Source organism: Phytomonospora endophytica (assembly GCF_014202425.1).
GTDB lineage: Bacteria > Actinomycetota > Actinomycetes > Mycobacteriales > Micromonosporaceae > Phytomonospora > Phytomonospora endophytica.
On sequence record NZ_JACHGT010000019.1, the window covers coordinates 174,460 to 185,310 of the forward strand.

Below are 10,851 nucleotides of genomic sequence, written 5' to 3' on the forward strand. Positions count from 1 at the left end.
CCTCCCCCAAAGGAGGACGTGTGGTGATGATCGTCGACAACTGCGTGTACGAGTCGGGGCGCCCCGTGGCGCGCCCGGAGTCGCTCGCGGAGACCTACCGGCTGCTCCGCGAGTCGGACGGCCTGGCCTGGATCGGGCTCTTCGAGCCCGACGTACGCGAACTGACCTCGCTCGCGCGGGAGTTCGAACTGCACGATCTGGCCGTCGAGGACGCGCTCAAAGCGCATCAGCGGCCCAAGATCGAGCGTTACGGCAAGACCCTTTACGTCGTGCTGCGGCCCGCGCGGTACGTCGATTCCACCGAGAAGGTCGAGTTCAGCGAGCTGCACGTGTTCACCGGTCCGGACTTCGTCTTGACCGTGCGGCACGGCGGCGCCCCGAACCTCGGCAAGGTCCGCGCCCGGGCCGAACGCGACCCGAGCCTGCTCGACCAGGGTCCCGAGGCGGTCCTGTACGCGATCATCGACCAGGTCGTCGACGACTACCTGCCCGTCGTCGACGGTCTCGAACAGGACATCGACGAGATCGAGGCGGAGGTCTTCAGCGGCCAGCCGCGCGTGTCGCAGCGGATCTACGAACTGTCGCGGCAGGTCGTGGAGTTCCAGCGGGCCGCGCGTCCACTGTCGACGGTGCTGGTGCGGTTGGCGGCGGGCTTCGCCAAGTACGGCGTCGGCGAGGAACTCCAGCGCCGGCTGCGCGACGTGCAGGACCACCTCGTGCGCGTCATCGAGCGGCTCGACGGTTTCCGGCAGCTGCTCCAGGCGGTGCTCAACGTCAACGCGACCCTCGTTGCCCAGCAGCAGAACGAGGAGATGAAGCGGCTCACCGAGGCCAGCCTCGCGCAGAACGAGGAGGTCAAGAAGATCTCGGCATGGGCGGCGATCCTGTTCGCCCCGACCCTGATCGGGACCGTCTACGGCATGAACTTCGACGTCATGCCCGAGACGCACTGGGAGCTGGGTTATCCCTTCGCGATCCTGCTGATGTTGCTGGTGTGCGCGGGACTGTTCGTCACCTTCAAACGGCGCGACTGGCTGTAGGGGCCAGCACCCATGCGAAAGGGCGGGCCACCACGCGGCCCGCCCTTCCCGTCGCCTCCCCACGTCTCGCCGGGCCCGGCGTCCCGGGCCCGGACGTCACGCTCTAGCCCACCGCCCCCGCCAGCTCGCGCGCGCGGCCGTGGGCCTGCTCGCTGGTCGCCTCGAAGATGTGCTTGAACTGCTCAAGCGCCGGAACCACGTGCGACAGCGTCATCTCGGTGTGCAGGAAGTGCACGTCGTCGGTCAGCCCGAGGAAAGTGAAGAAGCTGCGCAGGTAGGGCTCCTGGTGCTCGAAGGACTCGCGCGGGGTGCCCGGCGCGTACGAGCCGCCGCGCGCGGTCGCCACGATGAGCTTCTTGTCCGACAGCGCGCTCCTGCCGTCGGGCCCGGCGGCGTACTTCTGCGAGGCGATGCGGTCCAGCCACGCCTTCAGCGTCGAGGGGATCGAGAAGTTGTACATCGGCGCGCCGAGCAGGATCACGTCGGCGGCGTCGACCTCCGCGTGGATCGTCCCGGTCAGCTCCCACGCCTTCGCCTGCTCGGGGTCGTGCTCGGCCGGGTCGGTGTTCTGCGCGCCGTAGGCGAGCGCCGTCATGTGCGGGATCGGGTCGGCGCCGAGGTCGCGGTAGATGTAGGTGCCGTCGGGGTTCGCCTTGCGCCACTCCTCGGCATAGGTGGCGGTGACCTTGCGGGAGAAGGAGTTCTCGCCGTTGATGCTGGAGTCGATGTGCAGCAGCGTCGCCATCTGGGATTGCCCTCTTTCACAGGTTCACGGGTAGTGATCTCAACTCAGAACTTACGACTTGAGATGTTCCGAGTCAAGACGTTCTCGGTTCGGAATGTATCACCCTAGAACTTCCTGCGCTAGTCTTGGCCCCATGACCGTCACCAGAGGCACCGCCGAAGCGGCCCGGGTCTGCCCCGAACCCGACCGCACGAGCCCCAACGGCGACCTGTCCTGGCTGCTCCACCGCGCCGCCCAGCGCATCAAGACCGACCTCGACGAGAAGGCCCGCGGCTACGGCCTGTCCGGCTTCCGCGACTGGATCGTGCTCGCCGCCCTGGTCAGCGGGGAGAAGCGCACCCAGCTCGCCATCAGCCACGAGGTCGCCCTCGACAAGACGACCCTCACCGCCCTCCTCGACCGCCTGGAGCGCGACGGCTTCATCGTCCGCACCGTCGACCCCCACGACCGGCGCGCCCGCGTCCCCGAGGCCACCGAGAAGGGCCGCGAGGTGCAGGCCGCACTCCAGGACTGCCGCGACGGCGTCGAGAACGCCATGCTCGACGAGTTCACCGACGAGGAACGCAACGTCTTCCAGCACGTCCTGCGCCGCCTCGCCTTCGGTGACGGCGACGGCGGGCTCCACGGGTCGTGCATGTGACCGGACGCCTCGACGTCCTCGTCGTCGGCGGCACGGGCGTGGACACGATCGTCCGCGTCGACTCCCATCCGGTCCCCTACGCCGACAGCGTGCCCGTCCCGCCCATCCGCGACTGGGTCGGCAACACCGGCAACGCCGTCGCGCTCGCCTGCCACACGCTGGGCATGGCCACGACCCTCATCGACTTCCTCGGCGAGGACACCCAGGGCGCCCTCGTGCGCGCCGAGTACGCCCGGCGGGGCCTCGACTTCGCGTGGCTGCCGAACCCGGCGGGCACGACCCGCTCGGTGAACCTCGTCGACGCCACCGGCCGGCGGCAGTCCTTCTTCGACCCGCGCCATCCCGGCCGCGACCTGCCGCGCGACTTCTATCTCCCCTACGTCGAACGCGCCCGCCACGTCCACGTCACCATCTCCGACTACGCCGCCGGCGTCTTCGACGACGTCGGCCCGGGCGTCTCCACCTCCACGGACCTGCACGACTGGGACGGGGTGAACCCCTACCACCGTCGTTTCGCGCTGCGCGCCGATCTGGTGTTCCTGTCGGCGGTCGCCCTCGGCGAGCGCCGCGGCGAGGTGATGCGCGCGATCCGCGACGAGGGCCGCGCGTCGGTGGTGGTGGCGACGTCGGGCGCGCGGGGTGTCGACGTCCTCGACGACGACGGCCCGCGCCACTTCCCGGCGGTCGATCCGCCGGGCCCGGTCGTGGACTCCAACGGGGCCGGCGACTCCTTCGTGGCGGCGTTCCTGTGGGCGAGGGCACGCGGCGGCGAGACCGACGACTGCGTGCGCGCGGGTCTGGTCGGTGGCGCGTTCGCCTGTACGTCCGAGGGCACTGCCAGCGCGTTCATCGACGCTACGACTTTGGGCGGATCCCTTCCGGGGGGATAACCCCCCTCCGGATTAGGGGGATCAACCCATGGGAAAGACCACGGCTTCTCCATAAAGTTGGCTCAAGTCCAAGCCACCAGCCCATGGAGAAGACGATGGCGGAGAACAACGACCAGTCGAGCCGGGCGATCATTCTGATCGGTCTCGTCGTGCTCGGCTTGCTGATCGCCGGCGGCCTCGTCGTCTGGGGGGTCACCAACGGCTTCGGCCCGAAGCAGACCGAGACGCAGGCGCAGACCTACAGCCAGACGGCCACGCGGATCGAGGTCGAGTCGGATTCCGGCGAGGTCGAGATCAAGCCGGGCAACGTCGGTGAGGTCACGGTCGAGCGGACGCTCAAGTGGTACAACACCAAGCCCACGATCAACGAGACCTGGAACGGCACGACCTTCAAGGTCGTCAGCGACTGCACCGGCAACTGCGGGATCGACTACGTGATCACCGTGCCGCCGGACGTGAGCGTCAAGCTCGACATCGACTCGGGCAACGGGAAGCTGCGCGACGTCACCGGGACCGTCGAGGCGACCCTCGATTCGGGCGACCTGGAGTTCAGCGGCCTGAGCAACACGGTCAACGTGACGATGTCCTCGGGCAACCTCGACGCCTCCCAGATCACCTCCGACAACGTCAACCTCTCCCTGAGCTCCGGCGACATCGACATCACCTTCGCCGAGGCCCCGATCCTGCTCGACATGGAGGCCGACTCCGGCGACATCGACGTCAAGGTCCCCGCCTCCACCGACGGGTACAAGGTCACCACCGAGGTCGACTCGGGTGAGAGCACCATCGACGTCACCCGGAACGACGCCTCGACCCACGCGATCAACGCGAACGTGGACTCCGGGAACGTGCGGGTCAGCAGCACGTGACCGGTTGACGAACGACCGGCCCGGTCGGAGGGGTTCGCCGGGCCGGTCGTTTTCGTCGAGGGCGCCCCGCTTCGGCGGGGCGCCCTCAGCGCGTCTTTCGTGAAACGTCCTCGACCCGCCCCTGGCGCCAGCACAGTGACGTCACTAAGATGTCGTGCAGAGCCGACGACTAGGGGGCACCCGTGAGCGGTGAACTGGCCCGACGTGACCTGCGGATATCGAACGCCGACCGCGAACGCGTCATCGAGCACCTCCAGGCCTGCACCGCCGAGGGGCGACTCGACCTCGACGAGTTCGCCGAACGCGTCGACGCCGTCTACGCCGCCCGCACCTTCGGCGACCTGGAACCGGTCACCGTCGACCTGCCCGCCCTCGACGCGCCCGACCGGCCCGCCCCCGAGACCGGGGCGCTGGAGGTCCGCACCGACGGGTCGGCGCTCAAACGCGGCGGACGCTGGCTCGTCCCCCGGCGCATGACGATCCGCTCCCGGGGCGCCTCCATCAAGCTCGACATGACCGAGGCGGTTATCCCGCACACGGTCGTCGACGTCGACGTCCAGATCAAGGGCAGCTCGGTGACACTCGTCCTGCCCAGGCACGCCACCGCCGACGACACCGGCGTCACCATGCGCGGCTCGTCGTCGAAGAACAAGGTCGACGCCGGTTTCGGGCCGACCCCGCTGCACTTCCGGATCAACGGCGAGCTGACCGGCAGCTCGCTGACGATCCGGCACCGGCAGCGGTTCCTGTGGTGGGAGTACTGAGCCTCCGGATGCGCGGCCTCACCCCACCCCGTGGCTGAACCCCCCGTTGCTCTCCAGGAGCTGCCCGTTCATCCAGCCGCCCTCGGGTGAGCACAGGAACCCGACGAGGTTCGCCGCGTCCTCCGGGCGCCCGGCGCGGGCCAGGGGCGTGCGGGCGAGGACCCAGTCGCGTAGTTCGGGCGTCATCCAGCCGGTGTCGATGGGGCCGGGGTTGACGACGTTGGCGGTGACGCCGAGCTCGCGGAGTTCCTCGGCGGCGGCGAGGGTGATGCGGTCGAGGGCGCCCTTGCTGGCGCCGTAGGGCATGTTGTGGACCGTGTGGTCGCTGGTGAAGGCGATGATGCGGCCGGTGCCGTGCGGGACCTCGTGGCGTTCGGCGTACTCCTTGATGAGCAGCCAGGTGGCGCGGCTGTTGACCGCGAAGTGCCGGTCGAAGGCCTCGACGCTCGTGTCGCGGATGGAGGAGTCGACCGACTCGCAGTGCACCATGACCAGCGCCGTGACCGGCCCGAGCGCCCCGGTGACCTCGGCGAAGATCTCGCCGGGAGCCTCCGGGCGCGTCAGGTCCGCCTCGACGGCGTGCCAGGCGGCGCCGTGCGCGGTCAGGCCCGTGCCGATCACCTCGCGGGCCTCGGCGTCGGCGCTCGTCCAGTCCATCCGGTCGTCGTAGGGCGACCAGTAGGTGAAGGCGACGTTCCAGCCGGTCGCGGCGAGCCGGTCGGCGACGGCAGCGCCGATACCGGCGCGGCGGCCGACACCGGTGACGAGGGCGAGGGGACGCGAATCGGTGTTCTTCATGCCCGGGAGTGTTCCCGAAGCCTTTGCGAAGATCACCTGGTTTTCGCCTTACTTCGCCCGCTTCTCCAGGAAGGCCGTCATCCGCTCGCGCTTGTCGGCGCTGTCGAAGAGCACCGCCTGAGCCGCCAGCTCGACGTTCGGGTGGGCGCCTTCGGGGGCGTCGACGGCGAGCTTCGTCAACCGCAACGCCATCGGCGAGGCCTTCGCCATGTCGTCGAGGATCGCGTGGGCGGTGTCGAGCAGCGCCCCGGGCGCCACGACTCGCGACACCAGCCGCGCCGCCAGGGCCTCCTCGGCCGGCATGCGGCGGCCCGTGAACAGCAGTTCCTTCGCCAGGGACTCCCCCACCAGCCTCGGCAGCCGCCACGTCGCGCCCGCCCCCGCGATGATGCCGAGCCGCACCTCCGGCTGACCGAAGAAGGCCCGGTCGGTGCAGACCCGCACGTCACAGGCGTAGGCGAGCTCGGCGCCGCCGCCGAGGGCGGGACCGTCGACGGCCGCGACCGTCGGCAGCGGGAGCTTCAGGATCCGCGTGAACAACGACTGGTTGATGCCGCGCAGGGCGTCGCCCGCGTCACGGTCGCGCAGCTGCGCGATGTCGGCGCCCGCCGCGAAGATCCCCTCGTCGCCGCCGGTGAGCAGCAGCAGCCTCGGGTCGCGCTCCAGCCGCGCGCACAGCGCGTGCAGCTCCTCGACGGTCTCGGCGTCGATGGCGTTGCGCCGCTCCGGCCGGTCGAGGGTCGCCACGACCCGGTCGTCGCGTTCCTCGATGCGCACCGCCATCAGATCGCCCTCCGCCCGTCGGGGGTCCAGCGATGGAAGCCCGCACCGGTCTTCTTGCCGAGTTTCCCGGCCGCGACCAGGTCTTCGAGGAGCTTCGGCGGCGCGTAGCGCTCGCCGTAGGCGGCCTGGAGAGTGCGGGCGATGTCGAGACGGACGTCGAGGCCGACGACGTCGGTCAGTTCGAGGGGCCCCATCGGGTGCCGGTAGCCCAGGACCATGGCCTTGTCGATGTCGGCGGCCGAGGCGACACCGTCCTCCAGCATGCGGATCGCCTCCAGGCCCAGGGCAACGCCGAGGCGGGAGGTCGCGAAGCCGGGGTGGTCGGCGACGGAGATGGGGTCCTTGCCGAGGGTGTGCGCGAAGTCGAGGGCGAGGCGGTGCGTCTCCGCCGACGTCGCCGCGCCCGTGACGATCTCCAGCAGGGGCATCGCGTAGACCGGGTTGAAGAAGTGCAGCCCGAGGAAGTCCGCCGGGCGCGGGAGGCCTTCGGCGAGGGACCCGATCGGGATCGACGAGGTGTTACTGGCCAGGACGCGCGGGTTCTTCGCGGCGGCCTCGGCGAGCACCGCGCGTTTGAGGTCGAGCCGCTCGGGGACGGCCTCGACGATCAGGTGCGGGCCGTCGGGCACCTCGGTGAGGGCGGGCAGGAAACTCAGGCGGGCGTAGGCCTCGTCGGCCTCCGGCGAGCCGACGCGGCCGCGCGCGACGGCCTTGTCGAAGGTCGCGCGGAGGTTCTCGGCGGCACCGGCGCGGCGGGCGTCGTCGGGTTCGACGACGAAGACGGGGTAGCCGGCGGTCGCGGCGACGTAGGCGATGCCCGCGCCCATCGTGCCGGCGCCGATCACGACGAGGGGGGAGGACTCGGGCGGCGGCGTCGCCGCGGTGGCGGCGGAGGCCGTGGTGGGGGCCGGGGTAGCGGACGTCACGGGCTGAGGGTAACGGGTACGCGACGCAGGCGTGCGGCTCGCCGTGGGACCGGACGGCCCCGACCGACTGACCATGACCATGGAGATTTCGGTTCGGTAACCTTGCCCCTGCCATGGATACCGTCACCCAGCTCCACTCGCTGTCCCAGACCGCCTCTTTCAACCCCCTCGATCCCACGTTCTGGCTCGAAACGTTCGGGTGGATCGGTGTGCTGACGATCATGTTCGCCGAGACCGGCCTGCTCATCGGGTTCTTCCTGCCCGGTGACTCGCTGCTCTTCATGGCCGGTGTGGCGACCACCGACGTCCTCGAAGCCGCCATCGGCGCGCGTCTCCCCCTGACGATCCTGCTGATCGGCGCGCCGATCTGCGCGATCGCGGGCGCGCAGCTCGGGCACTTCCTGGGCGCGAAGTACGGGCGCAAGATGTTCGACCGGCCGAATTCGAGGATCTTCAAGGCCGAGTACGTCGAGAAGGCCGAGTACTACTTCCAGAAGTTCGGGCCCGCGAAGGCCGTCGTGCTGGCGCGGTTCATCCCGATCGTGCGGACCTTCCTCAACCCGGTCGCCGGGATGCTGGAGATGCCCGCGAAGACCTTCCTGCTGTGGAACGTGGTCGGCGGGATCCTGTGGACCGACGGCATCATCCTGGCCGGGCACTTCCTCGCCGGGTCGATCCCGGCCGAGGCGATCGACAAGTACCTGCTGCCCGTGATCGTGGTGATCGTGCTGATCTCGATGCTGCCGATCTTCATCGAGGTGTTCCGCGGTTTCCGCGCCCGCAAGGCCGTCAAGGCCGAAGAGGCGGCGGCACTCGCGCATGGGACGCCGGTGGTGGGCCAGGCGCCCGTCGCGCAGGCCCCGGCCGCGCAGGCGCCGCACGACCCGTGGGCCGGGTACGAGGGGCAGGGCGGGTACCAGCAGCCGGTTCAGGGTGGCGGGTACCAGCCGCCGGCCAACGGGGGTGGGGGGTACCAGCCGCAACAGCCTCGCCCGCAGCACCCGCAGCAGCCCCCGCAGGGGCCGTGGGGCGGCCAGCGCTAGCGAGGTCGAGACGGGACGTGGCGCGGGCGGTGGATACTGTGCGTGCCACGTGTTAAATCCCGCATAAGTAGAGTCGCGGAGACGGCCACAACGCGCCCCCGACAGGGACACTCGACAACGCGCCTCGCCCCACGACCGCACCATCACCGGGCCCCCGGCCCGGGTGGCACGGGCAGTGGATACTAGGCGTGCCACGTGTTAAATCCCGGTGAGTTCCGCGGAGACCATAATGCCATCGACAGGACGCGCGCTCGGCCCCTTCGCCGACGTGTCCACCGAGCGTGTCGAGGGTGCCTACGAGATCTGTCTGGGCACCGACGACGAAGGCCGCCGGGTGGAGATCCTCACGCTGGGGACGACGTCCTCGAAGGATCCCAGCCGTCGCCGCCTGCTCGCCGATGCCGTGAACTGGGCGAACAGTACGCACACACCGGCCGACGCCCCGATCCTGACGATCGAGCTGGAGGCGGAGCAGCCGTACGTCGTCGCCCTCCACGATGAGCGTCTGCGCGGCATCGGGCGGGTCCTGGACTGGCTGCTGCGCATGGGCCCGTCGACGGGTCCGCTGCAGCGGATCACGGCGCCGATCCCGCAGCATCTGATGCGCCCGCAGGCGCCGGTGTCGGGCCCGGTCGTGCCGCCCCCGGTGTCGCCGGCGATGGCGCCTCCCGCCGCCCTCGGCGTGTGGCGCGCGAGGCGCAACAGTGCCCCCTTCATCGCCTCGGTCGTGGCGATCCTGGCGCTGATCGTCTTCGGCGGCGGCGCCCTCGCGGTGTGGATCGCGCAGGAGCCGGACACGGTCTCCAACAACGCCGACGCCGGCCCCGGTAAGGAGCCCGGCGCGGCCGAGCCGACGGAGAAGGAGACCCTCGACGACGATCTCCCGCCGAAGCTTCTCCCCGAGACGACCGGCAGCTGGACTCCCGAGAACGCGAGCGAGGCCGAGGTCTACGCACCCGACGGCTGGCCCCTCGCCTGGCGCGTCGACAAGCGCATGGAATGCGACGACGCCGAAATTCAGGCGACCTGCACGTTCGGCAACACCGACGCGGCGAAACCCGAGGACGCCGGCGCCGAGGTCGTCGTCACCCTCGAACGCTGCCCGGGCCGCTGCGACGAGCAGACGCGCCTGGAGATGGGCACCGAGACGAGCAGCCGCGTCGACTACGACACCTGGTACGAGAAGTCGGGCCCCGAAGCCCCCTACCGCCTGTCGATGGTCCACTTCTTCGCGACCGAGGATGAACCCGACGAGTTCTACACCGTCATGGTCGTCGGTGAAGCCGTCGGCGAGGGCACCATCGAGATGGTCGAACGCACGGTCAACGACATTTACACGCAGACGTCTTAGGACGGGCGCCGGTTCCGGTAGGTGCTCACCTTGTGCCGGTTCCCGCAGCGCTGCATGGAACACCACCGCCGGTTGCCCGGACGCGACGTGTCGAGGAAGAGCAGGGAGCAGTTCGAGCCCTGGCACTGACGGACGCGCTCGCGGGCGTCGGTGCCGATCATGTCGACGGCGTCACGCGCGGCCGCAGCCACGATCTGCGCTCCCGTCACCGGCCCCGCCCACCGCAGCAGACCGCTGCGCGGGTCGAGACGCGTGTGCGGCGGATCCCCGACGGCGGCGTTGATGCGCTCCAGGTCTTCGGGCGCCGGTGCCCCCCCTTGAGCGATCACGGGCGCGACCCGCCACATCACGTCACGGAAGGCGCGGATCAGGTCGAGGTCGCCGGGGGTGAGGTGGACGTCCTCGGGGGCGAGGGGATTGCCGATGGTGAGCCGCGACTCGGTCACCCAGGTGGCGACGACCGCCGGATCGGTCAGGATCTCGTACACGTCCCACGGTGGCGGACCGCCGGTGAGCAGGAGTTCGAGACAGAGGTTGCCGGGGTCGAAGCGAAAGCTCTCGCCCCAGCGATTGGTGAGGAGTCTGGCGCCGACGGTCATGTAACCACTATAGTAGGTGTTGCTGCTGGTTAAAGGGGTTATGGCTGGGGGGCCGGCGTGGGCGCGCAGCCCGCCGGCCGGCGGGCTGGAGCATCGGCGGCTCGAAGACACTCCCGCATGGTGTGGGGACGGTCTGGGGGACGGGCTGGGGGACGGTCTGGGGGACGGGCTGGCCTTCTGGGGCGTTCTCGCGCCGAGGGGTTTGTTTCCTTGGGGGCGGTTCGACCTTGGGCCGAGACCCACGCCAAGCTCCGGGGGGGGGTGGGGGGTGCCGGGGGCTGTGGTTTCGGGGTGTGACCGGGGCTGTGGTTTCGGGCCGTGACCGGGGGGGGGGGCCCGCCCCCCCCCCCGGGGGGGGCCCCCAGCACCCCCCCCCCCCCCGGGGGGGGGGGGGGGGGGGAGA

General features: G+C 70.3%; 12 protein-coding genes. 7 read left to right on the forward strand and 5 right to left on the reverse strand.

The genetic code is table 11. From position 1 onward, the window contains the following. The first annotated feature begins 26 nt into the window (after positions 1-26). Entirely contained in the window at positions 27-1,040 is a 1,014-nt protein-coding gene (locus HNR73_RS34120; RefSeq protein ID WP_184792168.1) for a magnesium and cobalt transport protein CorA, read from the forward strand. 103 nt (positions 1,041-1,143) lie between these two features. Here HNR73_RS34120 and HNR73_RS34125 read toward each other — a convergent pair whose 3' ends face one another. Continuing rightward, positions 1,144-1,785 (reverse strand): FMN-dependent NADH-azoreductase, encoded by a 642-nt coding sequence (locus HNR73_RS34125; protein ID WP_184792110.1) that lies wholly within the window; start codon positions 1,783-1,785, stop codon positions 1,144-1,146. Positions 1,786-1,918: 133 nt separating this feature from the next. Between HNR73_RS34125 and HNR73_RS34130 the strand changes: the two genes are divergently transcribed. The 4 genes from HNR73_RS34130 to HNR73_RS34145 all read left to right on the forward strand — a co-directional run bounded on the left by HNR73_RS34130 (position 1,919) and on the right by HNR73_RS34145 (position 4,948). After that, positions 1,919-2,425 (forward strand): MarR family winged helix-turn-helix transcriptional regulator, encoded by a 507-nt coding sequence (locus HNR73_RS34130; RefSeq protein ID WP_184792112.1) that lies wholly within the window; start codon positions 1,919-1,921, stop codon positions 2,423-2,425. Next, positions 2,422-3,315 (forward strand): carbohydrate kinase family protein, encoded by an 894-nt coding sequence (locus HNR73_RS41045; RefSeq protein ID WP_184792114.1) that lies wholly within the window; start codon positions 2,422-2,424, stop codon positions 3,313-3,315. The genes HNR73_RS34130 and HNR73_RS41045 overlap by 4 nt, the downstream gene beginning before the upstream one ends. 95 nt (positions 3,316-3,410) lie before the next feature. Next, on the forward strand, positions 3,411-4,184 hold the full coding sequence (locus tag HNR73_RS34140; protein WP_184792116.1) for a DUF4097 family beta strand repeat-containing protein: 774 nt from the start codon (positions 3,411-3,413) through the stop codon (positions 4,182-4,184). A gap of 182 nt (positions 4,185-4,366) precedes the next feature. Continuing rightward, positions 4,367-4,948 (forward strand): DUF1707 SHOCT-like domain-containing protein, encoded by a 582-nt coding sequence (locus HNR73_RS34145; RefSeq protein WP_184792118.1) that lies wholly within the window; start codon positions 4,367-4,369, stop codon positions 4,946-4,948. 18 nt (positions 4,949-4,966) lie between these two features. Here HNR73_RS34145 and HNR73_RS34150 read toward each other — a convergent pair whose 3' ends face one another. Genes HNR73_RS34150 through HNR73_RS34160 form a run of 3 tightly spaced genes read right to left on the reverse strand, consistent with a single transcriptional unit; the run spans position 4,967 to position 7,356 of the window. Further along, positions 4,967-5,746 (reverse strand): SDR family oxidoreductase, encoded by a 780-nt coding sequence (locus HNR73_RS34150; protein WP_184792120.1) that lies wholly within the window; start codon positions 5,744-5,746, stop codon positions 4,967-4,969. Positions 5,747-5,794: 48 nt separating this feature from the next. Beyond that, the gene (locus HNR73_RS34155; RefSeq protein WP_373316580.1) at positions 5,795-6,529 is read right to left on the reverse strand and encodes an enoyl-CoA hydratase/isomerase family protein; all 735 of its coding nucleotides are present in this window, start codon (positions 6,527-6,529) and stop codon (positions 5,795-5,797) included. Further along, positions 6,529-7,356, reverse strand: a complete 828-nt coding sequence (locus tag HNR73_RS34160) for a 3-hydroxyacyl-CoA dehydrogenase family protein (RefSeq protein WP_239121900.1) — start codon at positions 7,354-7,356, stop codon at positions 6,529-6,531. Before HNR73_RS34160 ends, HNR73_RS34155 begins: the two co-directional genes overlap by 1 nt. A 212-nt stretch (positions 7,357-7,568) precedes the next feature. Between HNR73_RS34160 and HNR73_RS34165 the strand changes: the two genes are divergently transcribed. Continuing rightward, positions 7,569-8,498 carry a DedA family protein gene (locus tag HNR73_RS34165; RefSeq protein WP_184792124.1) on the forward strand — a complete coding sequence of 310 codons (930 nt, stop codon included), beginning with the start codon at positions 7,569-7,571 and terminating at the stop codon, positions 8,496-8,498. 229 nt (positions 8,499-8,727) lie between these two features. Next, entirely contained in the window at positions 8,728-9,849 is a 1,122-nt protein-coding gene (locus tag HNR73_RS34170) for a hypothetical protein (RefSeq protein WP_184792126.1), read from the forward strand. On the opposite strand, the gene HNR73_RS34175 is transcribed toward HNR73_RS34170, so the two are convergent. After that, positions 9,846-10,448 (reverse strand): CGNR zinc finger domain-containing protein, encoded by a 603-nt coding sequence (locus HNR73_RS34175; RefSeq protein WP_184792128.1) that lies wholly within the window; start codon positions 10,446-10,448, stop codon positions 9,846-9,848. The genes HNR73_RS34170 and HNR73_RS34175 overlap by 4 nt on opposite strands. Positions 10,449-10,851: the final 403 nt, after the last annotated feature.

Excerpts from the sequence above, each read along its gene's own strand:
- HNR73_RS34120 (WP_184792168.1), top strand. The coding sequence starts at position 27 with ATGATCGTCGACAACTGCGTGTACGAGTCGGGGCGCCCCGTGGCGCGC.
- HNR73_RS34150 (WP_184792120.1), bottom strand. The coding sequence starts at position 5,746 with ATGAAGAACACCGATTCGCGTCCCCTCGCCCTCGTCACCGGTGTCGGC.
- HNR73_RS34160 (WP_239121900.1), bottom strand. The coding sequence starts at position 7,356 with ATGGGCGCGGGCATCGCCTACGTCGCCGCGACCGCCGGCTACCCCGTC.
- HNR73_RS34175 (WP_184792128.1), bottom strand. The coding sequence starts at position 10,448 with ATGACCGTCGGCGCCAGACTCCTCACCAATCGCTGGGGCGAGAGCTTT.
- HNR73_RS34170 (WP_184792126.1), top strand. The coding sequence starts at position 8,728 with ATGCCATCGACAGGACGCGCGCTCGGCCCCTTCGCCGACGTGTCCACC.
- HNR73_RS34140 (WP_184792116.1), top strand. The coding sequence starts at position 3,411 with ATGGCGGAGAACAACGACCAGTCGAGCCGGGCGATCATTCTGATCGGT.
- HNR73_RS34125 (WP_184792110.1), bottom strand. The coding sequence starts at position 1,785 with ATGGCGACGCTGCTGCACATCGACTCCAGCATCAACGGCGAGAACTCC.
- HNR73_RS34165 (WP_184792124.1), top strand. The coding sequence starts at position 7,569 with ATGGATACCGTCACCCAGCTCCACTCGCTGTCCCAGACCGCCTCTTTC.
- HNR73_RS34155 (WP_373316580.1), bottom strand. The coding sequence starts at position 6,529 with ATGGCGGTGCGCATCGAGGAACGCGACGACCGGGTCGTGGCGACCCTC.
- HNR73_RS34130 (WP_184792112.1), top strand. The coding sequence starts at position 1,919 with ATGACCGTCACCAGAGGCACCGCCGAAGCGGCCCGGGTCTGCCCCGAA.